Source organism: Halogeometricum sp. S3BR5-2, assembly GCF_031624635.1.
Classification (GTDB): Archaea; Halobacteriota; Halobacteria; order Halobacteriales; family Haloferacaceae; genus Halogeometricum; species Halogeometricum luteum.
Window position 1 is genome coordinate 806,138 of the sequence record NZ_JAMQOQ010000001.1, and the last position, 20,969, is coordinate 827,106.

The 20,969-nt window shown below is 69.5% G+C and carries 24 protein-coding genes and 1 tRNA gene; 10 read left to right on the plus strand and 15 right to left on the minus strand.

What is annotated here, in order from left to right; translation table 11 throughout:
- Nucleotides 1–28: 28 nt before the first annotated feature.
- The 6 genes from NDI79_RS04170 to dapA are packed head-to-tail and all read right to left on the minus strand — an operon-like array spanning nt 29 to nt 5,881.
- A complete protein-coding gene (locus NDI79_RS04170) occupies nt 29–1,165 on the minus strand; it encodes a M20 family metallopeptidase (protein ID WP_310927183.1) in 1,137 nt (378 codons plus the stop codon).
- Complete coding sequence (gene dapF / locus NDI79_RS04175; protein ID WP_310927184.1) at nt 1,166–2,074, minus strand: diaminopimelate epimerase; 909 nt, start codon at nt 2,072–2,074, stop codon at nt 1,166–1,168. It abuts the gene before it with no gap.
- Nucleotides 2,071–3,324, minus strand: coding sequence for a diaminopimelate decarboxylase (gene lysA, locus NDI79_RS04180; RefSeq protein ID WP_310927185.1), 1,254 nt, complete (start codon nt 3,322–3,324; stop codon nt 2,071–2,073). The genes dapF and lysA overlap by 4 nt, the downstream gene beginning before the upstream one ends.
- Nucleotides 3,321–4,166: a 2,3,4,5-tetrahydropyridine-2,6-dicarboxylate N-succinyltransferase gene (locus NDI79_RS04185; protein WP_310927186.1), complete on the minus strand. Its 846-nt coding sequence runs from the start codon at nt 4,164–4,166 to the stop codon at nt 3,321–3,323. The genes lysA and NDI79_RS04185 overlap by 4 nt, the downstream gene beginning before the upstream one ends.
- A complete protein-coding gene (gene dapB, locus NDI79_RS04190) occupies nt 4,163–4,957 on the minus strand; it encodes a 4-hydroxy-tetrahydrodipicolinate reductase (protein WP_310927187.1) in 795 nt (264 codons plus the stop codon). The genes NDI79_RS04185 and dapB overlap by 4 nt, the downstream gene beginning before the upstream one ends.
- Nucleotides 4,958–5,881: a 4-hydroxy-tetrahydrodipicolinate synthase gene (dapA, locus tag NDI79_RS04195; RefSeq protein ID WP_310927188.1), complete on the minus strand. Its 924-nt coding sequence runs from the start codon at nt 5,879–5,881 to the stop codon at nt 4,958–4,960.
- A gap of 356 nt (nt 5,882–6,237) precedes the next feature.
- On the opposite strand from dapA, the gene NDI79_RS04200 reads away from it, so the two are divergent.
- Nucleotides 6,238–6,735, plus strand: a complete 498-nt coding sequence (locus NDI79_RS04200) for a LabA-like NYN domain-containing protein (RefSeq protein ID WP_310927189.1) — start codon at nt 6,238–6,240, stop codon at nt 6,733–6,735.
- Between the two features lie 6 nt (nt 6,736–6,741).
- Here the strand turns inward: NDI79_RS04200 and NDI79_RS04205 are convergent, their stop codons facing one another.
- Both NDI79_RS04205 and NDI79_RS04210 read right to left on the minus strand, forming a co-directional pair.
- On the minus strand, nt 6,742–7,731 hold the full coding sequence (locus NDI79_RS04205) for a DUF7847 domain-containing protein (protein ID WP_310927190.1): 990 nt from the start codon (nt 7,729–7,731) through the stop codon (nt 6,742–6,744).
- Between the two features lie 108 nt (nt 7,732–7,839).
- Nucleotides 7,840–8,019 (minus strand): hypothetical protein, encoded by a 180-nt coding sequence (locus NDI79_RS04210; protein WP_310927191.1) that lies wholly within the window; start codon nt 8,017–8,019, stop codon nt 7,840–7,842.
- A 120-nt stretch (nt 8,020–8,139) separates the two neighbouring features.
- On the opposite strand from NDI79_RS04210, the gene NDI79_RS04215 reads away from it, so the two are divergent.
- Both NDI79_RS04215 and NDI79_RS04220 read left to right on the plus strand, forming a co-directional pair.
- A complete protein-coding gene (locus tag NDI79_RS04215; RefSeq protein WP_310927192.1) occupies nt 8,140–8,637 on the plus strand; it encodes a PUA domain-containing protein in 498 nt (165 codons plus the stop codon).
- Between the two features lie 63 nt (nt 8,638–8,700).
- Nucleotides 8,701–8,904, plus strand: coding sequence for a hypothetical protein (locus tag NDI79_RS04220; protein ID WP_310927193.1), 204 nt, complete (start codon nt 8,701–8,703; stop codon nt 8,902–8,904).
- Nucleotides 8,905–9,036: 132 nt separating this feature from the next.
- On the opposite strand, the gene NDI79_RS04225 is transcribed toward NDI79_RS04220, so the two are convergent.
- The 4 genes from NDI79_RS04225 to NDI79_RS04240 form a co-directional block, all read right to left on the minus strand.
- The gene (locus NDI79_RS04225; RefSeq protein WP_310927194.1) at nt 9,037–10,050 is read right to left on the minus strand and encodes a presenilin family intramembrane aspartyl protease PSH; all 1,014 of its coding nucleotides are present in this window, start codon (nt 10,048–10,050) and stop codon (nt 9,037–9,039) included.
- Between the two features lie 45 nt (nt 10,051–10,095).
- Nucleotides 10,096–10,323, minus strand: coding sequence for an H/ACA ribonucleoprotein complex subunit GAR1 (locus NDI79_RS04230; protein ID WP_310927195.1), 228 nt, complete (start codon nt 10,321–10,323; stop codon nt 10,096–10,098).
- 5 nt (nt 10,324–10,328) lie between these two features.
- On the minus strand, nt 10,329–10,610 hold the full coding sequence (gene srp19 / locus NDI79_RS04235; protein ID WP_310923062.1) for a signal recognition particle subunit SRP19: 282 nt from the start codon (nt 10,608–10,610) through the stop codon (nt 10,329–10,331).
- 201 nt (nt 10,611–10,811) lie between these two features.
- A complete protein-coding gene (locus NDI79_RS04240; RefSeq protein ID WP_310927196.1) occupies nt 10,812–11,984 on the minus strand; it encodes a PGF-CTERM-anchored ABC transporter substrate-binding protein in 1,173 nt (390 codons plus the stop codon).
- A 62-nt stretch (nt 11,985–12,046) separates the two neighbouring features.
- Between NDI79_RS04240 and btuC the strand changes: the two genes are divergently transcribed.
- From btuC to mobA, 4 genes are all read left to right on the plus strand, one after another.
- Complete coding sequence (gene btuC / locus NDI79_RS04245; protein ID WP_310927197.1) at nt 12,047–13,066, plus strand: vitamin B12 ABC transporter permease BtuC; 1,020 nt, start codon at nt 12,047–12,049, stop codon at nt 13,064–13,066.
- A complete protein-coding gene (locus NDI79_RS04250) occupies nt 13,063–14,433 on the plus strand; it encodes a heme ABC transporter ATP-binding protein (protein ID WP_310927198.1) in 1,371 nt (456 codons plus the stop codon). Before btuC ends, NDI79_RS04250 begins: the two co-directional genes overlap by 4 nt.
- Before the next feature lie 205 nt (nt 14,434–14,638).
- Entirely contained in the window at nt 14,639–15,685 is a 1,047-nt protein-coding gene (locus NDI79_RS04255; protein ID WP_310927199.1) for a transcription initiation factor IIB, read from the plus strand.
- 124 nt (nt 15,686–15,809) lie between these two features.
- Nucleotides 15,810–16,427 (plus strand): molybdenum cofactor guanylyltransferase, encoded by a 618-nt coding sequence (mobA, locus tag NDI79_RS04260; RefSeq protein ID WP_425499579.1) that lies wholly within the window; start codon nt 15,810–15,812, stop codon nt 16,425–16,427.
- A gap of 13 nt (nt 16,428–16,440) precedes the next feature.
- Here the strand turns inward: mobA and yqeC are convergent, their stop codons facing one another.
- The gene (gene yqeC, locus NDI79_RS04265) at nt 16,441–17,181 is read right to left on the minus strand and encodes a selenium cofactor biosynthesis protein YqeC (protein WP_310927201.1); all 741 of its coding nucleotides are present in this window, start codon (nt 17,179–17,181) and stop codon (nt 16,441–16,443) included.
- A gap of 148 nt (nt 17,182–17,329) precedes the next feature.
- Between yqeC and NDI79_RS04270 the strand changes: the two genes are divergently transcribed.
- Complete coding sequence (locus NDI79_RS04270; RefSeq protein ID WP_310927628.1) at nt 17,330–18,313, plus strand: class I SAM-dependent methyltransferase; 984 nt, start codon at nt 17,330–17,332, stop codon at nt 18,311–18,313.
- Between the two features lie 58 nt (nt 18,314–18,371).
- Nucleotides 18,372–18,444: transfer RNA gene (locus NDI79_RS04275), tRNA-Thr, on the plus strand.
- Nucleotides 18,445–18,663: 219 nt separating this feature from the next.
- Here the strand turns inward: NDI79_RS04275 and NDI79_RS04280 are convergent.
- Nucleotides 18,664–18,942, minus strand: a complete 279-nt coding sequence (locus tag NDI79_RS04280) for a HalOD1 output domain-containing protein (RefSeq protein ID WP_310927202.1) — start codon at nt 18,940–18,942, stop codon at nt 18,664–18,666.
- Nucleotides 18,943–19,122: 180 nt separating this feature from the next.
- On the opposite strand from NDI79_RS04280, the gene dph5 reads away from it, so the two are divergent.
- Nucleotides 19,123–19,902 carry a diphthine synthase gene (dph5, locus tag NDI79_RS04285; protein WP_310927203.1) on the plus strand — a complete coding sequence of 260 codons (780 nt, stop codon included), beginning with the start codon at nt 19,123–19,125 and terminating at the stop codon, nt 19,900–19,902.
- A 29-nt stretch (nt 19,903–19,931) separates the two neighbouring features.
- Here the strand turns inward: dph5 and artA are convergent, their stop codons facing one another.
- Entirely contained in the window at nt 19,932–20,873 is a 942-nt protein-coding gene (gene artA, locus NDI79_RS04290) for an archaeosortase A (RefSeq protein WP_310927204.1), read from the minus strand.
- Between the last annotated feature and the right edge of the window lie 96 nt (nt 20,874–20,969).

The following is a 20,969-nucleotide window of genomic DNA, read 5'->3' on the forward strand; positions in this document are numbered from 1 at the left end:
TATGGCAGTTACGCTTCGCGAGGAGAGACTACTCGACGCCGACGAGTTCGGCCGTCGCGTCGGTCACCGCCTCGGCGGCGCGCCGGACGTCCGCGACGCGCACGTACTCGCGGTCGGCGTGGGCCACCGCGCCCTCGCCGTCGGCGAGGACGCCCGGCCCGAAGACGACGACGGGCGCCGGCGCGAAGTACGACGCCTCCGTCGCCGCCGCGAACGGCCGGACGGTCCCGGACCCGCCCGCGCGTTCGGACGCCGCGGCGAGCGCCGAGACGAGTTCGTGGTCCTCGTCGGTGGCGAACGCCTCCAGGAACGGCGTCGCGCGGTCGGTGAGGGAGAAGTCGACGCCCACGTCGTCGGGGACGGCCGCCCGGACGGTCGATTCGAGCGACTCGCGGAACCCCTCGGCCGTCTCCGGCGGGACGCTCCGCCGGTCGAGGACGAGGCGGCACGCCGCGGGCACCTGATTCGTCGAGTCGCCGCCGTCGACCATCGTCGGCGTGAGCGTCGCGCCGCCCAACTGCGGGTGTTCCTCGCGACCGTCGTCGAAGGCCCGAATCGCCGCGAGAGCCTGCTCTAAGGCGAACACGGCGTTGACGCCGGAGTCGGGTTCGGCGGCGTGGGAGGCGACGCCCGAGAGCGTCAGTGTCCCCTGAAATCTCCCTTTGGCAGCGGTACAGACGTCGAGCCCCGTGGGTTCGCCGACGACGTACATGTCGGCGTCCAAATCGAGCGCCGCCGCGCCCGTCGACAGCACCTCCTCGTCGGGGGTGACGGCCAGCGTCACGCGAGCGTCCGGAGCGGGGTCGACGGCGAGGAACGCTGCGAGGAGGGCGGCGAGCGGTCCCTTCGCGTCGCAGGAACCGCGGCCCCGGATATGGTCACCGTCCCGTTCGAAGGGGACGTGCGGCGAGACGGTGTCGACGTGCGTGTTGAAGACGAGATGGGTCTCGGGGTCCGTGGCGCCCTTCGAGGCGAGGGTGTTGCCCGCGTCGTCCACCGTCGCCTCGACGCCGTTCGATTCGAGCGTCTCGACGAGGAACGCACGCATCTCTTCGACGCTCTCGTTCGAGGCGATGGGGACGGCGTCCTCCAGAAAGGCTATCGGGTCGAAGCCGCCGGTCGCGTCGGCCGTCGCTCCGTCGGCGGCCGAATCGAACCCGACCATCTACCGCGAGCGGACGGCCACGTCGAGTTCGGTCTCGAACTCGTAGGCGGCCGGCCCGGACAGCGTCGCCGACCCGACGTCCGGGACGGTGATTTCGAGGTCGCCGCCCGGCGGCGAGACGGTCACGGGGTCGTCGCCCTCGACGAGGCCGAGGCGCTTGGCCGCGGCGACGACGGCGACGGCGCCCGTGCCGCACGACCGCGTCTCCCCCTCGACGCCGCGTTCGAAGGTGCGCTGGCTGAACGACCCGTCGTCGTTCCGCGAGGCGAGGACGACGTTCGCCCCCTGCGGGAAGACGTCGGCGTGGCGAACGGGCGGTGCGACGGCCTCTAGGTCCGCCTCGTCCACGTCGTCGACGAACGCCACGGCGTGCGGGACGCCGGTGTTCACGGCGGTGACCGTCAGGCCCTCTACGTCCGCTTCGACCAGTTCCTCGTCGCCGGCCAGGGGGACGTCGCGGGGGTGGAAAGAGGGGGTGCCCATCTCGATGGTCACCCGGCCGCCGTCGACGGCGGCGCGGCGGGTGCCGGCGGGCGTGTCTATCATCAGTTCGTCGCTGCCGGTTCGCTCGGCGGCCCACGCGGCGGCGCAGCGCGCGCCGTTGCCGCACATCGCCGCGACGGAGCCGTCCGGTTGGACCAATGTCATTACGACGCGCGGCGGCGAGTAGCGGCCTTCGAGGGCGAGAAAGAGGACGCCGTCCGCGCCGCGTCGGGGCGGGCCGTCGGCACCGGCCTCGGTCCCGGTGTCGGCATCGCCCTCCGTGTCTTCGATGCCGGACTCCCGGTTACAGTGCGTCTTCGCGAACGCCGGTCGGTCGGGGACCGACTCCTCGGCGTCGACGACGATGAAGTCGTTTCCGGTTCCGTGGTACTTTGCGACTGGGATTCGCTCTTCGAGTACGCTCATTGTTCTAGCTCCGTGAGGTCAGTCAGGGTCTCGCGCCGTCGCACGAGGCGGGCCTTCCCGCCGTCGAGCGCGACTTCGGCCGGTCTCGGCCGCGAATTGTAGGTGCTCGCCATCTCGTATCCGTACGCCCCCGCGTTTCCGACGGCGAGATACGCTCCCCGTCGGGGATTCGCAAGGGACCTGTTCTCACACAGGACGTCGGCCGACTCACAGATAGGGCCCGCGACGGTGGCAGATATCGCCTCTTCAGTATTTTCTGCTGACAGGTTCCGGATCTCGTGGTACGCGTCGTACATCGCCGGGCGGAGTAAGGTGGTCATCCCGGCGTCGACGCCGACGACGGTGGCGTCGGCCGCTTCCTTCACGGTGTTGACCCGCGCGAGGAGGACGCCCGCGTCCGCGACGACGTACCGGCCGGGTTCGACCGCGAGCGTCCCCGACACGTCGCCGAGGGCCTCGCGCGTCGCGTCGGCCACGCTCTCCAAGTCGAGCGGCGGTTCGTCTTCTCGGTAGGGAACGCCGAACCCGCCGCCCACGTCGACGAACTCCAGGGGACCGACGCGCGACTCCACCTCGCGGGCGAGTTCGCCCATTCTTCTCACTAGTTCGCGGTGGTTCGAGAGGTCCTCGCCGGAGATGCCGCTCCCGGCGTGGGCGTGTAGGCCGACGAAGTCGAACTCGTCGGCGACGGACGCCGCGAGGTCGGCCACCTCGTCGTACGGGACGCCGAACTTCGCGTTCGCGCCCGTCCGGACCTTCTCGTGGTGGCCCGCGCCGACGCCCGGATTCGCGCGGATGCAGAGGCGACCGTCGAACCCGCGGTCGCGCAGGCGGCCGACGGTGTCGGCGGCGCCGACGGTGACCGTCAGTTCGGGATTCTCGCGCCAGCGGTCGACGACGTGGTCCAAATCGCGGCCGGGCGGGTTCACCGCGGTGTACTGCACTTCCGAACCGTCGTAGCCGGCGGCGAGGGCGCGTTCGACCTCGCCCGCGGAGGCGCACTCGGCGGCGAGGCCGGACTCCCGGACCGCTTCGAGCACCGCGCGGCCCGTGTGCGCCTTCACCGCGTAGCGGACCTCCGCGTCGGGGAACGCCCCGCGGAGGCGCGCGCAGTTCTCCCGGACGCGGTCGCGGTCCATCACGTACAGCGGCGTGCCGTACTCCCCGGCGAGGGCGACGAGTTCGTCGGCATCCCACCCGGAGAGGCGCCGAACCGGCGGGTTTTCGGTGTCGCCCCCGTGCGCCGTCATTCCCGAAGCGCCTCCTCGCGGCGCGTGCTGTCGAGGGTGTCCTCCTCGATGTCGAGGGCGACGACGGCGGGCTTGTACGCCCCGCCCTCGAAGAGGTCGTGGTCGCCGAGCGAGGACTCGACGTAGCGCGTGAACGCCCGACGGTCGGAGGGCAGGTGTCCGTACAGCACCTCCTCTTCCACCAAGTCGTACACGGGGATGCGCGGCGACAGCAGCGTGTTCTCGCCGACGACGGTGTTCTCCCCGACGTGGAAGCCGGAAGTGACCCGACACCCTGCGCCGAGGGAGACGCCGTCTTCGATTATCACGGGCGCGTCCTCGACGGGTTCGAGCACGCCCCCGATGAGGGTGTTCGCGCCGAGTTTGACGTTCTTGCCGAGTTGGGCGCAGGAGCCGACGGTGTCGCAGGAGTCGACGAGGGTGCCGTCGTCGACGTGCGCGCCGACGTTGACGAACGACGGCGACATCATGATGCAGTCGGAGCCGAGGTACGCCCCCCGGCGGATGGTCGTCCCGTCCGGCGTGTTCCGCGTCCCGCGCTGGCCGAGGTCGGTCGTCTGGCGCAGGGGGAGCACGTCGTAGTACCGCACGCCGCCGTACTCGCGTGCGGTCGTCTCGCGCAGGCCGAAGTTCAGCAGGATTCCCCGCTTGACCCACTCGTTGACCGTCCAGCCGTCCGGGCCGGACCCGCCTACGGGTTCGGCCGCCCGCTCCTCGCCCTGTTCGAGGGCGACGAGGAACGCGTCGAGCGTCGCCAGCGTCTCGGAGCCGGCGGTGTCCGCGGAAAGTTCGTCGTCTTCGTATCGCTGCCACAGGTCGTCTATCTCGGTCTGGATGCTCATGCGTCGAGTACCTCCTCGAAGTCGTAGCCGCCGGCGTCCCGCCCAGAGAGCCACACCGCGGCGTCGAGGGCGCCCGCGGCGAAGACGCCGCGCGAGCCGGCGCGGTGCGTCAGGCTCAGCGTCTGGTGGTCGTCGGCGAGGAGCACCTCGTGCTCCCCGGTCACGCCCCCGGCGCGGCGGGCGTGAACGCCGATTTCGCCCTCGGTTCGGGGCTGGTCGCCCTCGCGACCGTACACGCGCTCCGCGTCGCCGCGCGCGTCGTCGATATCGTCCAACAGGGTGTTCGCGGTGCCGGAGGGAGCGTCGCGCTTCCCGTTGTGATGCGTCTCGGTCACCTCGATATCGTAGTCGGGGAGAGCGGCGACCGCCTCGCCGACGGCCCGCCGCAGGGCGGCGATGCCGCGCGAGAAGTTCGTCGCGTGCAGGAGGGGAACCGATTCGGCGGCGGCGTCGAGGGCCGCGCGGCCGTCCTCGTCGAAGCCGGTGGTGCCGACGACGACGGCGACGCCCATCTCGGCGCAGGCGGCGACGTAGTCGACGCTCGACTCGGGGCCGGTGAAGTCGACCAGCACGTCCGGCTCCGTCTCGCCGAGGTGGCCGGACAGGTCGTCGGCCGAGCGCACGTCGACGCCCGCCACCGAGTCGACCGGAGTCCGGTTGACGGCGAGGACCACCTCGACGTCGTCGCGACCGGCGGCCACGTCGAGCAGTTCCCGTCCCATCCGACCCGCGGCGCCCGTGACGGCGACGCGGACCGGTTCGCTCTCACCCTCGCGCCCGCTTCCGCTCATCTACGTTCCCTCCGCGGCTTCGAGTCCCAGCGACTCCGCGCGGCTCTCTTCGAGGTCCTCGAGGATGGCCTCCAACTCCGCGCGCGGCTCCGCCGAGAGGTCCGTGAGCGGCGAGCGGAGCCGTCCCGGCCCGTAGCCGCGAATCTCCGAGGCGGCCTTCACCGGGATGGGGTTCGTCTCGGCGAACAGTTGGCGGTTGAGCGGGCCGAGTTCGTGGTGGAGTTCGCGGGCGCGGGCGTAGTCGTCCGCGGCGGCCGCCTCGACCATCGCGACGGTCCGCTCGGGTTCGACGTTCGCGGAGACGGAGATGGTGCCGTCGCCGCCGACGGACATGACGGGGAGGGTGAGCGCGTCGTCGCCCGACAGCACCGAGAACTCCTCGTCTCGCGTCCGCTCAACGACCTCGGAAATCTGCCCGAGGTCGCCGCTGGCGGCCTTGTAGCCCGCGATGTTCTCGTGGCCGGCGAGCAGTTCGACCGTCGCCGGTTCGATATTGCGTCCCGTGCGCGAGGGGACGTTGTACACTATCTGCGGCGCGTCGACGGCGTCGGCGATGGTGCGGTAGTGCTCGACGAAGCCCGCCTGCTCGGGCTTGTTGTAGTACGGCGAGATGTGGAGCAGGCCGTCGGCGCCGACGTCGACGGAGCGCCGCGAGAGTTCGAGCGCCTCGCGGGTGGAGTTCGAACCCGCACCCGCGATGACGGGCACGTCGACGGCGTCGACCACCGTCTCCACCACCTCGACGTGTTCGTCGTGGGTGAGCGTCGCGCTCTCCCCCGTGGAGCCGACGGGAACCAGTCCGTCGACGCCGGCGCGTTCGAGCCGTCTGGCGTCTTCGGCGAGCGTCTCGTGGTCGATGCGTTCGTCCGGGGCGAACGGCGTCGTCATCGCCGGGAACACCCCTGTCAGGTCGAAGTCTGTCATGTGCTGTGTGTCGTGTCTGTGGGTCGGTCGGTCACCTGCGCGCCGCGCCGGTCGGGGGTCGCCAGAGACGGGGTCGCCACTCCCGCCCAGAGCGTCAGGGCGCGCGTTTTTTCGGGTCCAAAAGAGCCCCACGCGTCGCTACCGACCGGCGAGCGGCGGACGGGGACGGCGTGGTGTGCGTCACGTTCGACGGACGGCGCCACGCGGTCATATAGCTTACGTCGCTCGCAAGAACCGCCGTCCGAGCGGGGTCCGGGCGGAGTTCCCGCGAGGGTGCTTCGGTGCCCCCGGGCGGCCGCGTCCGGGTGCGGCGTCAGACACCCCCATTGATAAGGAACCACCACCGGGATTGTACTATGACCGACATCCACCCGGGGCAGCGCGTCGCCGTGCTGGCGGACGCGCAGAACCTCTATCACTCCGCGCAGAGCCTCTACTCGCGGAACATCGACTACTCGTCGCTGCTGAAGAAGAGCGTCGCCGACCGGAGTCTGACGCGCGCCATCGCCTACGTCGTCCGGGCGGACTCCCCCGACGAGGAGACGTTCTTCGACGCCCTCGTCGACATCGGCTTCGAGACGAAGATACGCGACATCAAGACGTTCGGCGACGGGTCGAAGAAGGCCGACTGGGACGTGGGGATGAGTCTCGACGCGGTGACGCTGGCGAACCACGTCGACACCGTCGTCCTCTGCACCGGCGACGGCGACTTCTCCCGCCTCTGCTCGCACCTCCGCCACGAGGGCGTGCGCGTGGAAGTCATCGCGTTCGAGGAGTCGACGGCCGACGAACTCGTCGAGGCGGCGGACAACTTCATCAACATGTCCGACCGGCAGGACACGTTCCTGCTGTAGGCCGAGTTAGAACCGGTCGTCCGAGCGGTCGTCGGAACGGTCGTTCTCGAATCGGTCGTCCGAGCGGTCGAACGCGTCGTCGTTCGCGTCTCTCGTCCACCCGGCGTCGTCCGTCGCGTCCGGTCTCCCGGCCGCGCCCGTCGCGGACCCGGGGTCCTCGGGTCCGAGCGGCGGGACGTGGTCCCGATAGAACGCCGTCGCGTACGCCTGCCGGAAGGTGAACACGAGCATCATCGACGCCAGCGAGATGACCGCGAGGAGGAGAATCTCCGCCGTGGAGAACTGGAACATCTCCATCCCGGTCGGCATCCCGCCGGGGCCGACGGCGGGCGCGGCGCCGCCCTGCTGCATCTCTTGGAACCGACTCAGCGTCTGTATCTGCTGGTAGTAGATGGGACCGGCGGTGACGAGGGAGACGGCGGCGGTGACGAGGAACGTGAGGACGGTGTAACCGAGCGTGCTGAGCAGGTTCTCGCGGACGAGGCGGAGGCTCACGCGGAAGCTATCGATGGCGTCCGCGTCGTCGAGGGCGACGGCGACGGGGAAGAACTGGATGAAGAACTGGAGCACCAGCGCCCCGAGGAAGAACAGCAGGAGGGCGAGAGCGGCCAGGAGCGGCACGCCGACGACGAACCCGATGACGGCGACGATGAGAGCGACGATACCGGCGGCGATGGCGTAGGCGATGTAGACGCCTATCTGGACGAACTTGGCGATGAGTAGCGGGACGAACCGGTCCTTGCCGACGCGGGTGAGCGTCGACAGCGACGTGTCGCCGTCCGTCGCCTCCGCGGCCATGCCGATGATGCCGGCGATGAGGAACGGCGTGACGAAGAACGTCAGGAACTGGAGCGCCGACCCGGCGAGTGACGTCCCGGCCAGCGGCAACACCGACTGTGGGAGGACGACGACGGCGTACGCGAGGCCGGCGAGGAACAACACGGGGTTGCTCGCGAGCGACCCGAACGCGGTTCGAAGCGACTGGAGAGCTGACATACTCGGCGGTTCGGAATACACCTTGTTAAAATCACACGTCTCCGAATCGACTCCGTCGCTCGATTAGCCCGGCCGCGTTCGGAGAGTCGGCGCTCACCCGGTCCGCGCTCAGGCGGCCCGGCCGTCGGCGTCGCCGAGGAGCCGGACGACGGCGAGGCCGAACGCGCAGACGGCGATTCCGACGAGGAGCGCCGAGACGCGGCCGTCGATGCCCGTCTCCAAGAAGAGGGCGCTGCTGGCCAACAGCAGCGAGGTTCCGAGCGCGACTTGCCGCACGTTCGTCGACATAGTCGTCTCCGAGAACCGTCGGTTACTTATCGCTTTCTTCGTGAACCGAGCGTGGTAGCAGTTCGCAACCGGGCGCCGCGGACCGCGAGTGACTTCACGGACCGACCGAAAGGGGCGGGTATGAGCGACGACACCGACGGGAGCGGCGACGGCGGCGACGCGACGCTGTCGGACCTCCGGACCGTCGCCGACTACCAGTTCGGCGCGGGCGCGGGGCGGGCGCTGTTCCCCGACGACGACCTGACCGTCAAGCGGTCGACCAGCGGTCGGCCGCGGCAGGTGCTCGGCGACGAGAGCCGCGTCGTCTCCTACGGGACGGACGGCCGGTTCACCCTCGGCGTGGAGGGCGGGCGACGACTCGTCGAGCAGTTCCCGGCGCCGGCGAACCGTGTCGCCGTCGGCGCGGAGAGCGAACCGTTCGTCCGCGACGGCAAGAACGCCTTCGCGAAGTTCGTCACCGAGGTGGACCCGGCGGTTCGTCCCGGCGACGAGGTGGCCGTCGTCACGACCGACGACGACGTCCTCGGCGTCGGCCGCGCGGAACTCTCCGCCGACGCGATGGACGACTTCCAGTCGGGGATGGCCGTGTTCGTCCGGCACGGGGCGGGCGAGAGGTAGCGCCGTCCGCGGTCCCCGAGGGGACGGCAAAAATGATATCTGCGTGAGTATTCTCTGACGCCCATGGACGCGAAGTGGTACGCCGTCGGGGCGGTCTCGATGCTCCTGTTCACCGCGGCCTCTATCGTTCACTATCTGGAAGCGCCGAACGCGGCGGACCCGGCGGCTCTCAGCGTCGTCTCCGGAGTGGTCGGAACCGTCGGTTTCGCTCAGTTGTACCGACAGCACCGACGGGACCGACGTGACCGCTCCGCTCGGTCGCTCTGATAACACGGCTCGACGTCGTTCGCCGCACCGATTCCGAACCTCCCTTCTCCGGACCGAGCGATTCGCGACGCCGCGATACGAAGCGGCTACTTCGGGCGTCTTCTCGGCGAAGAGATGCGTCAGAGGCCGCGATCACAGCCCCAGCGCCGTCAGCAGCGGCACGCCTGAGAGCAACGCGCCGACCAGATAGCCGCCGATGGTGCCGCCGTTGAGCAGGGGGAGGCCCGCGTGGGCGCGCCCCTTCAGCACCAACCAGAGGAGGACGAACAGGCCGGCGAACGTCCCTATCATCGCCGTCAGCGCGGGCAGCGTCAGCGCCGGGAGGAACCCGACGCCGAGCGACGGGGCGAGCGACCGCGGTAAGAAGAACGCGCCGCTGGCGACCATCACGGTCGGCATCACGGCGTCGCCGAGGCCGATGAAGAACGCGTCGCGCACGTCGTCGTCGGTCAGGTCCTCCTCGATTTCCGTTCCGGCGTCGCGGCCGCCGTCCGCGTCCGCGCCGGCACCGCCCGCGTCGGCGCTCCCCTCGCTCCCGTCCTCGTGGACGTCGTTCGCGTCGGAGAAGTCGTCGCCGAGCAGCGAGTACGACAGCGTCGTCGGAATGACGAGTACGACCGGGATGCGCAGGTCCATCACGCCCTCCGCGAGGTCCAGCATGTGCTTCGTGCCGTAGACGCTGACGGCGTCGTAGATGGCGAGGGCGACGAGGAGGACCACCGCGGGTAAGAGACCGAAGCTGATTCCGAACAGGGCGGCCGCGCCGGCGCCCATGAGGACGCCCGCGGCGTCGATGACGTACCACTCGGGGTACGCGAGCAGGGCGGCCGAGACGCCTACCGCGGCCGCGACGGCGACCGTTCCGGGGAGGAACACCGAGAAGACGTACCACGAGAGCATCCCGCTGGTGACGACGACCAGCGCGCGGACCGCCCAGTCGAAGTCGTACTTGAACGCCGCGAGCATCACGCCGGTGGCGACGAGGATGGCGGCGAGGTAGGCGAGGCTGTTCGTCGGGTCCGTCGGGTCCTCGACGGTCTGGTAGCCCGCGTCGTAGAACGTGGGGACCAGCGCCAGCGCCCCCAACTGGACGAGGAGGAAGACGAGTGCCGCGAGACCGACCGCGAAGGCGACGCGTTTGCGCATGTCCGCCCGTTTCGCGTCGGGGGCTATGGGGATTGTGTTCTCGAATCAGCGCGCGTACAGTTTCGTCCCGACGAGCGTCGCGGGCGCGACACGGTCGCCGGTCGCCACGGCCACGTACGGCCGCTCAACCGGTCCGAACACGTCGACGACGCGGCCGACCGAGGAGAGCGACTCGTCGACGACTTCGCGGCCGATGTCGGGGTGTTCGGCGCCCTCGCAGCGCGCGATGGCGAGGTTCTGCGCCGTCCGGGAGACGGTGCCGACTCGTTGCATCGCTGTCAGTCCCGCAGGATGCCGACGTAGGCGGCGACGGCCTGCACGAGGTCGTTCTTCGTCGAGTCCTCGGCGCCCTTGACGACGACGCGGCCGCGCGTCTCCCACTCTCTGGGGTGTCGCACGTCGCGTTCGATGACGGCGTCGTAGCCGATCTGTTGGACCGCCTCGGCTATCTCGTCTATCGTCGGTTCCACGACGGCGTCCTCGAGCGGCACGCGCCGGCCCGCGGACCGCGACTTCTCGGCGTCGAGGTAGCGGGGCCAGATGACGTTCTCCACAGCCATGCTCGAACGACCGCGACGCGCCCGTAATACGGTTGTGGTCCGCGATTATCAGACGGTTCGGTCGCTTCCGTCTGAACCGCTCCTGTCGCTGGAACCGCCCCGAAAGGGGCCGCCCGCGGCAGTTGCTCGGTCCGTCGTCGAGACGGCGGGTCGGACAGCCGTAGCCACGTCCGAGACGGCCGGGCGAAGGGAAGACACCGACTACCGTCGCGCCGCCAACAGCGCCGCGCCGACGAGGGCGACGAGGCCGGCCAGAACACCGAATCCGGGCGAGTCGGCGCCCGTCTCGGTTCCGGTCTCGGGTTCGGTCCCCGCCTCCGTCTCGGACTCCGGCGGCGTGTCGTCGACGACCACGGTGGTCGTCGTCTCGGCGGCCGTCGCGTCACTCGCCTCCGACCCGGTCGCGGTGCCGTTCCCGGTCTGTATCTGCTGATACTCCTCGTACGCCTCGGGGTGGACGGCCCGCATGATGGTCTCGGCGGCGTCGACGGACCGCGGCGCGGGCTGTTGGAGGTAGTTCGTGTTCACGCGGACCACGTTGCCCTCCCGAATCGCCGTCGTGCTGTTCCACGCCTCGTTCGCCGGAACGGGCGACTCCTCGGGCGCGACGACGTACTCGGGGTTCATCTCGACGACCGTCTCGTCGTTTATCTGCGCGAAGCCGCTGACGTTCGCCTCCGCCGCGCCGTTGCGCAGGCCGGCGGTGGTCATCACGTCGCCGATGAACGTGTTCGACCCGGAGGTGTAGCCGTAGAAGTAGTTGAGGCCGACCGGTTTCTCCTCGTCTTCGAGGACGCTACGCATCTGACTGACGGAGTCGCGGACGTCGTTCGCCACCTCGGCCCCCGCCTCGCAGTTGCCGGTGAGGCGGCCGATTCGCTCGGTCTTGTTCGCGACGTACGCGAGGGAGGTCCCCTCACCGAACACGAACACTGGGACGCCCTGCGCGCGGAGTTGGTCGACGCGGTCCTTCGAGGCGCCGTAGGAGGAACTCGGAACGAGGACGAGGTCCGGGTTCGCCGCGAGCACTCTTTCGACGCTCGCGCCGTTCGGCCCCGAGACGTTCTGCTTCTCCGCGGCTCCGTCGAGGTAGGCGGCGTACTGGGAGACGCCGACGACTTCGTCGCGGGCGCCTATCTCCCACATCGTCTGCGCGGCGCTGGGGTTCAGCGTCACGATTCGGTCGGGGTCCGAGTCGAGCGTCACCTCCGTTCCCGTCGCGTCCGTCGCCGAGTACGGGAACGAACAGGCCTGGGCCTGCGTGGTCGTCGTCTGCTGTTCGAACCCGTTCGAACCGACCGCCGCGGCGCCGGAGACGGGCGCGACGGCGGCGACGAGAAGAAGCGTCACGAGCGAGAGTGTCCTGAGTCGCATGTACGCCGCGTGCGGACTATCGCAACAAGTATTTACCTAAACCAACTGCGATTGCATAACGAATGACCGTCCGAACGCGGGCCCTCGCGTGGTCCGGGGGGTTGTGCGTCCTCCTCGTCGCCGTCGTCCTCGCCAGCGCCGGCGTCGGACCCGTCTCCATCCCGCCCGTGACGGTTGCGAAGGCGGTGCTCGGGGCGCTGGTCCCGTCGCTCGGCTACGCCGTCGAGCGGACCGTCCGCGTCATCGTCGTCGACGTGCGCCTGCCGCGCATCCTGCTGGCGGCGCTGGTCGGGTTCGCCCTCGCCACCGCGGGCGTCGTGATGCAGGGGTTCTTCCGCAACCCGATGGCCGACCCCTCCATCATCGGCATCTCCTCGGGGGCGGCCGTCGGCGCCGTCGCCAGCATCGTCTTCCCGTTCGTCCTCCCGTTCGGCCTCCAACTGCAGGGCGCGGCGTTCGTCACCTCCGTTCTCACCGGGTTCGGCGTCTACCTCCTCGCCACGCGCGACGGGCACACGCCGACGGCGACGCTGCTGCTGGCGGGCGTCGCCGTCCAGACGTTTCTCGGCGCCGTCATCTCCTTCATGATGCTCGAGAGCGGGTGGAGCCTCCAGCGCGTCGTCTTCTGGCTGATGGGACACCTGAGCGGGACGACGTGGCGCGAGGTGAGCGTCGTCGCCGCCGTTCTCCCGCCTCTCTTCCTCCTGCTCCTGTTCTACGCCTCCGACATGAACGTCCTCCTCCTCGGGGAGGCCGACGCCCACAGCCTCGGTATCGAAGTCGAGCGGACGAAGCGAATCCTCCTCGCCGTCTCCAGCGTCGTCACCGCGGCGGCCGTCGCCGTCTCCGGCGTCATCGGCTTCGTCGGCCTCATCGTCCCGCACGCGATGCGCCTGCTCGTCGGCCCGGACCACCGCATCCTCCTGCCGACCAGCGCCCTCGCCGGCGCGTCGTTCCTCGTGGCCACGGACACCCTCGCCCGTTCGGGCGCCGCGGAGGTGCCCGTCGGCATCGTCACCGCCGCCATCGGAGCCCCGTTCTTCCTCTACCTGCTCCGCACGCGGGAGGTGCACCGACTGTGAGCCGAGAGGGGGAGTCGGAATCCCGGCCCCGGCCGGTGGTCCGAACGACGGACCTCTCCGTCGAACTCGGCGGGGAAACCATCCTCGACGACGTGGACTTGACCGTCGGTCGGGGGACGTTCGTCGGCCTCATCGGGCCGAACGGCGCCGGAAAGACGACCCTGCTCGAAACCATCAACGGGTCGCTCGCGCCCTCCGGCGGCCGCGTCGACGTCGACGGCGAGAACGTCCACGCGCTCTCCTCGAAGGCGGCGAGCCGCCTCGTCGCCACGGTTCCCCAAGACACCTCGCTCACCTTCGACTTCGACGTGCGAGAGACCGTTCGCATGGGGCGAACGCCCCACCGCTCCCGATTCGGCGGTTGGCGCGAGGACGACGAGTCGGCGGTCGAACGCGCCCTCGAACGGACGCGGACGACCGAGTTCGTCGACCGGACGGTGAGCGACCTCTCGGGCGGCGAGCGCCAACGGGTGCTCATCGCCCGCGCGTTGGCGCAGGAGACGCCGCTTCTCCTCCTCGACGAACCGACGGCCAGCCTCGACATCAACCACCAAGTGCGAACGCTCGAACTGGTGCGGGAGTTGGTCGGCGAGGGGAAGACGGCCGTCGCCGCCATCCACGACCTGAACCTCGCCGCGCACTACTGCGACGAACTCCTCCTGCTGTCGGGCGGCCGCGTCGTCGCCGCCGGTCCGCCGGAGTCGGTGCTCACGGAAGAGAACCTCGAGGACGCCTTCGGCGCGAACGCAGTCGTCGCACGCCACCCCGTCACGGGGTCGGTGTACGTCACCGCCCTCCCGGACCGACGGGTCGGCGCCGGGGACGGGGCGCGCGGCCGCGTCCACGTCGTCGGCGGGGGCGGCGCCGCCTCGCGGCACCTGTATCTCCTCTCTGCGGCGGGGTACGACGTCTCCGTCGGCGCACTGAACGAGGGCGACACGGACACCGAGACGGCGCGGAGTCTGGGGTTGGAGGCGGTGACCGTCGACCCGTTCTCCCCCGTCGACGAGGCGGCCGAGTCGAGCGTGGCCGACCGCGTCGCCGCCGCGGACTGCGTCGTCGTCGCGGACGTGGAGGTGGGGTCGGGCAACCTCGCCAACCTCCGCGCCGCCGCGGGCGCCGAGCGCCTCGTCCTCGTCGAGGAACGACCGTTCTCCGAACGTAACTACGCGGGGGTGGCGGGCGAGGAGGCGTACCGAAGGCTCCGCGAACGCGGCGTCGTCGTCTCCCCCGAGGAGGTGCTCGCGGCCGTCTCGGACCGACTCGACGGAGGTAGGGGCCAACGGGAGAACGACGGAGACGACGGCGAGAGGGGGGACGACCGCGGAGAGACCGACGCGTCGGTGGACGCGCGCTCGTCGACGTAAGGCGGGAGACGGGCGTTACGACCTTCCCTCTCTTCTTCTCCTCCCGTTCAGTCGCCCGAGACCCTTCGAAATATCATGTTCTTTCCGAAGAGATGATTATCGGGAATAATGTCCTGTCGCTGCCGACGCATTTTTGTGCGCGCGGCCGTTACGTAGGTACGAGCGAGGGTCGGGGCTCCCGTTCTCCCCGACCTGCGACCCCATAATGAGTGACTCCGTCACCGAACGCGCCCGTCAGCGCGTCCCGACCGACTCCCAGGAGCGTCGAACGGAGAACACACGCGACGAGACGGAGGACGAACGCGAGCGACAGGACGACGAGACGCTTCGCTGTCCGGAGTGCGGTTCGACCGACCTCGCCACCGACGAGGGACGCGGCGAGACGGTGTGTGAGGACTGCGGCCTCGTCGTCGACGAGGACGCCGTCGACCGCGGCCCCGAGTGGCGCGCGTTCGACTCGAAGGAGAAAGACGAGAAGTCCCGCGTCGGCGCGCCGACGACGAACATGATGCACGACAAGGGGCTGTCGACCAACATCGGCTGGCAGGACAAGGACGCCTACGGCAACTCCCTGTCGTCGAACCAGCGTCAGAAGATGCAGCGCCTGCGAACGTGGAACGAGCGCTTCCGAACACGCGACTCCAAGGAGCGCAACCTGAAACAGGCGCTCGGCGAAATCGACCGCATGGCCTCCGCGCTCGGCCTGCCCGACAACGTCCGCGAGACGTCGTCGGTCATCTACCGCCGCGCGCTCGAAGACAGCCTGCTACCCGGTCGGTCCATCGAGGGCATCGCGACGGCTTCCCTGCACGCGGCCGCCCGGATGGCGCAGGTGCCCCGGTCGCTCGACGAGGTGGCTCGCGTCTCCCGCGTCGACGAGGACGAGTTCGAGCGAGCGTACCGCTACATCGTCCGCGAACTCTCCCTCGAAATCAAGCCCGCGGACCCGACCGAGTACCTCCCGCGGTTCGCCTCGGACGTGGAGGTGCCCAAGGAGACGGAGCGCACCGCGCGCGAACTGCTGGAGAACGCGAAGCGCGAGAACGTCCACTCCGGCAAATCGCCCGTCGGCCTCGCGGCCGCCGCGCTCTACGCCGCCGCGCAGTTGACCAACGAGGACGTGACACAACACCAGGTCAGCGAGGTCACGGACATCTCGGAAGTGACCATCAGAAACCGCTATCAGGAACTGCTCGAAGCGTGGGACGCGACGCCGTTCGTCGGCGGCGGCGGGTCCGGCGCAGAGGCCTGATCCGCAGAGTCGGTCGGTCGATCGGTGACGAGCGGCTTTCTTCTCTCCGTCGGTTCGTCGGACTAGTTGAGCCGGACGCGACCGCTTTTTGGTGACCGCCCGTCGAGAGGGAGGTATGACCGACATCCGCGAGGGGGTGGTCCTCTGCGGGGGGTACTCCACCCGCTTCGGCGACGGCGACAAGGCGCTCGCCGACCTCGCGGGAACGCCCCTCGTCCGCCGCGTCGCGGACCGCCTCGCGTCCGTCTGCGACCGACTCGTGCTGAACTGCCGGGAGGAACAGGTCGAGGCGCTCCGCGCGGCCGTCGAGGGCTGCGGCGTCCCCGTCGCCGTCGCCGCGGACCCCGTCCCGGACCGCGGGCCGACGGCCGGCATCGCGACGGGTCTCTCGGCCGTCGACTCGACGTACGCCGCCGTCGTCGCCTGCGACATGCCGTTCGTCGACCCCGCGTTCGTCGAATATCTCTTCTCGCGCGCGGAGGGACGCGACGCCGCGGTGCCGCGGCCGGACGAGTGGTACCAGACGACGCAGGCGGTCTACCGGGCCGACGCGATGGCCGCGGCGTGCGAACGCGTCCTGAGTCGAGGAGAGGCGCGCGTCGTCGCCGCCCTCGACGAACTGGACGACTGGGCGACGGTGACCGAAGAAGAGGTGCGGGCGCACGCGACGCCGGAGACGTTCGAGAACCTGAACACCGAGTCGGAGGTGCGCGAGGCGGCGCGGCGGTTCGAGTCGTTCTGACGGGTTCTCCCGACTAATCGCGTTCGACCACGTCGACGACCGGGTCGTCGTGAATGAGTCGCGTCACGAGGACGCGCGGGACCGACGGCGCTCGCTCGAGCACCCGTTCCGCGACTTCTCTCGCCGTCTCGACCGTCTCCTCCGTGTCGGCCATGTTCACGACGGGGACGGCGTCGGCGTCCTCGGGGACGTTCTTCAGGCCGCCGTCGGGGTGGGCGAGGACGTCCGCGACGTGTTTCGGGCGGATTTCGTTCCCCGCGGCGAGGTCGGTGAGTTCGGCGACGCGCTTGGGCCGGTGGACCGCCTCCTCGGTGAGGGGTTGACCGACGACGCGGACGGAGGCGAGGGGGACGACGACCGTGGCGGCGCTCGGAACCGGCGGTTCGCCCTCCTTGGGCGCCTTGAGCAGTCGCGTCCGGGCGCCGTCGCCCTTCACCAGCAGCGGGGTCGCGCCCGCCTCGGCCAGGTCGTCGACGACGTCCGGGTCGTAGCCGAGGTACCGGTCGCTCCGGTCGCCGTCGCGGGCGAGGCCGAGCGGTCGTTCTTCGGCCTCCCGCGCGGCCGAGACGGGGTCGTCGGTGAGGACGGTGCGCTCGACCTTCCCGCCGAACTTCGGCATCTTGACAGTCGCGGTGACGACGGCGTCGGGGAGTTCGTCGGCGAGGGAGTAGAGGAGCGACTTCTTCCCGCCCGCGCCGACGGCGACGAGCACGGAGTCGTCGCCGACGCCGAGGGCGTCGGAGAGCGTTGGCATGGTCGGGGTGACGGGTGGCGTCGGTTTCAACGCCACGGCCCGCCCGTTCGTCTTCGGGGCGGGCGGGGCGGACGGTCGGAGCGAGCGACCGGGCCGTCCAGGGACGCCGAAGCGTCACGCTTACTCGCTCGCGCGGTCAGCATCGGACATGAACGTCCCCTGCGTCCGCGTCCCGACGAGCGAGGGGGAGGCGACGCGGCGCGTCCTCGCGGAACGCGACCTCGTGGACCGCTCCCACGAGATAACCGTCCGCGACGGGTCGCTGTACATCCCCGTGACCGACGCCGCAGCCGCCCGCGCGGAGTTCGACGTAGTCGAGTTCGACGCGGCGGCCCGCGAGACGCAGACGATGCCCGCCGACGTCCTCGGGTTCGACCCGACCTACGAGCGACTCGGCGACGTGGTCATCCTCGACGAGGACGACCCCGACCGCGCCCGGGAGATAGCCGACGCCATCGCCGATTCGGCCCTCCGCGCCCGGACGGTGGTCAACCGCGCCTCGAAGGTGAAAGGCGAACTCCGCGTGCGCGAGTGGGACGTGCTGGTCGGAGAGAGCACGGAGACGGTCCACCGCGAGTACGGCTGTGAGTTCCTGCTGGACATCGCACAGGTGTATTTCTCCCCCCGTCTGGCGACCGAACGGCATCGCGTGGTCGAGCAGGTCGGTGAGGGCGAACGCGCCTTCGACATGTTCGCCGGCGTCGGCCCGTTCGCCGTTCCCATGGCGAAGCGCGGCGCCGAGGTGGTCGGCTGCGACCTGAACGACGCCGCCGTCGACTACCTCCGCGAGAACGCCCGCCGCAACGGCGTCGAAGAGCGCCTGACCGCGGTTCAGGGCGACGTGCGCGAGGCGGCCGCCGACTACGAGGACTGGGCCGACCGACTCGTGATGAACCTCCCGCACAGCGCCGACGAGTTCCTCGACGCCGCCGTCCGACTGGCGGGCGAGGAGTGCGTCCTCCACTACTACGACATCCAGCACGAGGACGACCCGTTCGGTCCCGGCATCGACGCCATCAGAGCGGCCGCGGAACCGGCGTACGACGTGCGGGTGGACACCGAACGCGTCGTGCGGTCGTACGCGCCCCACGAGTACAACGTGTGCCTCGACGTGACGCTCTTCGCGCGCTGATTCGGAAGCCTTTTCTTCGTCATGCGAATACGGTAAGATGCGTTCGATAGCACTCCGCGCCGGTGTAGCTCAGCTGGCAGAGCGATTCCTTCGTAAGGAATAGGCCGAGGGTTCAAATCCCTCCACCGGCTCTTTCTGACGCGAACTACGACGAGGAGCGAAGCGACGAGTCCGTGAGCGTCGAAAGAGACGACGAGGGATTTGAACTAGGGAGCGAACGTCAGTGAGCGACCGTAGTTCACAATCTCCTCCATCGGCGCTTACTTCTCCCGCGAACCTATCTTCGTACACGTACGCGGTGTTCGTGGCTCGTCCCTCATTCGCCGCCACTCAATCCGTACGCGAACGACTCACGGCACGTCGTAGTCGTACTCGAATCGGACGCTCGACTCGTCCACTTCCACGTGCCCGCCCTCGTAGGGAAAGCGGACGTCGACGTCGGTCCGAGAGTTGGTGAACAACGCTTCGAGCGATTCGGGGTCGACCACCTCCGAGACGGGGCGAAGCGACAGGGGGTCGCAGCCTTTCACCTCGGCGACGAGCGTGATAATCTCGTAGAGGACGTTCTCGCGGGACGGTTCTCCGAGCGAGCGTTCCGGCGTACCGGCGCGTGAAGTCTTCCCGGGCATGTGTTCCCATCCATCGTCCGTCGGTCGCGGCGGCGACCGACCGACGACCGTGCGTGGTAGTATCTGTCTCAGGGAGGTAAACATTTCGGCGGATTGAGACGATGGCGGCGGGAGTCGGGCGGTCCGCGTCCCGCCGCGGCAGGACACGGCACTTATCGGGCGGGCCGGCCGAGAGGTGGTATGCTCACCTTCATCGGACTCGGTCTGTACGACGAGCGGTCGATAACGGTCGAGGGGCGCGACGCCCTCGCCGACGCGGACCGCGCGTTCGCGGAGTTCTACACCAGCCATCTCGTCGGCGCGACGGTCGAAGACCTCGAATCGTACCACGACATCGATATCGAGGTGCGGGACCGCGCGGGCGTCGAACAGCATCCCGGGGATATCCTCGACGCCGCCGAGGAGGAGAACGTCGCCTTCCTCACCGCCGGCGATACGATGATATCCACGACGCACGTGGACCTGCGCCTCCGCGCCGTCGAACGGGAAATCGAGACGCGACTGATCCACGGCGTGACCGCGCAGTCGGCCGCCAGCGGCCTGACGGGGCTTCAGAACTACCGGTTCGGGAAGGCGGTGACGCTGCCGTTTCCGTACGCTCACGGCGCCGACGGCGTGCCGAAGAGCGTCACTGACTCCGTCGAAGCGAACCGCGAACGCGGCCTGCACACGCTGGTCTACCTCGACATCAAAGCCGACCGCGAGGAGTACATGACCGGCGACTACGCCGCGGAGATGCTCGCGGAGGACTGGAAGGACGTGTTGGGCGTCGTCGTCGCGCGGGCGGGAAGCGAGGACCCCGTCGTCGCCGCGGACCGACTGTCGGCGCTCGCGGAACGGGAGTTCGGCGACCCCCTGCACATGCTCGTGATTCCGGGCGACGTTCATCACGTCGAGGCCGACGCGCTCCGAGCGCTCGGCGGCGCGCCGGACGACGTCGTGGAAGAAAACGAAGTGTGAACGTGGGAGAGGGGGACGCGAGCGAGGCGTCAGACGCTCCCGCTCCCGCCGCGGCCCGCCTCCTCTAAGTCCAAGGCCTCGCGGAGGTCGTACTCGTCGCCGGTGACCATGTAGAGGACGTCCTCGATTATCGTCAGTAGTTCCGGCACCTCGCGGACGACGAGGTAGGTGATGCCGACCAGCGCGACGACTGCGAGGAACTGGCTGATGATGCGGTCGGAGATGAAGAACGAGACCATGTACGGGTCGCTCGACCCGAACAGCATGAGAATCTCGTCGACGAAGAAGTGCATGTACTGCTCGCCGAACGCGATGGTGATGAACGTCGTGCGGGCGAGGTTCAGCGCGTAGATGATGGGGATGGCGATGGCGAGGGCGCGGGCCTTCCGCCGGAGGGGGGCGTCGACAGCGGCGATGAGGCCGCCGAAGATGGCCATGCTGCCGAGTCCGGTGCAGGCGAGGACGACCGAGACGGTGATGCGGTGGGTACCTTCCATGAACACGAACATGTTGTGGTAGCCGAGGTCGCCGGCGGTCATCTCGGGGTGGTAGCCGAGGGCGTTCACGAAGAACTGGGTCTGAGCCGCGACGGTCTCTATCAGGACGGCCTGCGGGGCCGGGACGGTCAGACCGAAGAGCGTGAGCGCGGGAATCGTCTCGAACGGGAGGTAGATGACGCCCATGGCGGCGACGGCCTTCGAGAGGACGAACAGGCTGTCGCGTCCCGCGTAGAGGAGATAGCCGGCGTAGAGACACGCTGGAACCGCGGCAAGGGAGAGGAACCCCTCGATGTAGCTCTTGTGCTCGAAGGCGAAGTGCGGGACCAACCGGAGCCAAAAGAGGGCGAAGAGGCCCCACGCGGCGGCGGAGACGTACCGCGCCGCGCGGTCGTTCCGGCGGTACAGGAGGGCGCCGGCGACGAAGGTGAGGATCGACGCCCACGCGAGGAAGTCAGACAGCAGTCCGGGCATAGAGGATAGATAGGGATACCGGACTAAATCCCTTGTCATTCCGCGCGTCGGTCAGGTCGGAACGTCCGGACCATCGGGCGCGGCCTTCCGCCCCGA

Coding starts and splice junctions, on each gene's coding strand:
- NDI79_RS04170 (WP_310927183.1), bottom strand. CDS start 1,165: ATGGTCGGGTTCGATTCGGCCGCCGACGGAGCGACGGCCGACGCGACC.
- dapF (WP_310927184.1), bottom strand. CDS start 2,074: ATGAGCGTACTCGAAGAGCGAATCCCAGTCGCAAAGTACCACGGAACC.
- lysA (WP_310927185.1), bottom strand. CDS start 3,324: ATGACGGCGCACGGGGGCGACACCGAAAACCCGCCGGTTCGGCGCCTC.
- NDI79_RS04185 (WP_310927186.1), bottom strand. CDS start 4,166: ATGAGCATCCAGACCGAGATAGACGACCTGTGGCAGCGATACGAAGAC.
- dapB (WP_310927187.1), bottom strand. CDS start 4,957: ATGAGCGGAAGCGGGCGCGAGGGTGAGAGCGAACCGGTCCGCGTCGCC.
- dapA (WP_310927188.1), bottom strand. CDS start 5,881: ATGACAGACTTCGACCTGACAGGGGTGTTCCCGGCGATGACGACGCCG.
- NDI79_RS04200 (WP_310927189.1), top strand. CDS start 6,238: ATGACCGACATCCACCCGGGGCAGCGCGTCGCCGTGCTGGCGGACGCG.
- NDI79_RS04205 (WP_310927190.1), bottom strand. CDS start 7,731: ATGTCAGCTCTCCAGTCGCTTCGAACCGCGTTCGGGTCGCTCGCGAGC.
- NDI79_RS04210 (WP_310927191.1), bottom strand. CDS start 8,019: ATGTCGACGAACGTGCGGCAAGTCGCGCTCGGAACCTCGCTGCTGTTG.
- NDI79_RS04215 (WP_310927192.1), top strand. CDS start 8,140: ATGAGCGACGACACCGACGGGAGCGGCGACGGCGGCGACGCGACGCTG.
- NDI79_RS04220 (WP_310927193.1), top strand. CDS start 8,701: ATGGACGCGAAGTGGTACGCCGTCGGGGCGGTCTCGATGCTCCTGTTC.
- NDI79_RS04225 (WP_310927194.1), bottom strand. CDS start 10,050: ATGCGCAAACGCGTCGCCTTCGCGGTCGGTCTCGCGGCACTCGTCTTC.
- NDI79_RS04230 (WP_310927195.1), bottom strand. CDS start 10,323: ATGCAACGAGTCGGCACCGTCTCCCGGACGGCGCAGAACCTCGCCATC.
- srp19 (WP_310923062.1), bottom strand. CDS start 10,610: ATGGCTGTGGAGAACGTCATCTGGCCCCGCTACCTCGACGCCGAGAAG.
- NDI79_RS04240 (WP_310927196.1), bottom strand. CDS start 11,984: ATGCGACTCAGGACACTCTCGCTCGTGACGCTTCTTCTCGTCGCCGCC.
- btuC (WP_310927197.1), top strand. CDS start 12,047: ATGACCGTCCGAACGCGGGCCCTCGCGTGGTCCGGGGGGTTGTGCGTC.
- NDI79_RS04255 (WP_310927199.1), top strand. CDS start 14,639: ATGAGTGACTCCGTCACCGAACGCGCCCGTCAGCGCGTCCCGACCGAC.
- yqeC (WP_310927201.1), bottom strand. CDS start 17,181: ATGCCAACGCTCTCCGACGCCCTCGGCGTCGGCGACGACTCCGTGCTC.
- NDI79_RS04270 (WP_310927628.1), top strand. CDS start 17,330: ATGAACGTCCCCTGCGTCCGCGTCCCGACGAGCGAGGGGGAGGCGACG.
- NDI79_RS04280 (WP_310927202.1), bottom strand. CDS start 18,942: ATGCCCGGGAAGACTTCACGCGCCGGTACGCCGGAACGCTCGCTCGGA.
- dph5 (WP_310927203.1), top strand. CDS start 19,123: ATGCTCACCTTCATCGGACTCGGTCTGTACGACGAGCGGTCGATAACG.
- artA (WP_310927204.1), bottom strand. CDS start 20,873: ATGCCCGGACTGCTGTCTGACTTCCTCGCGTGGGCGTCGATCCTCACC.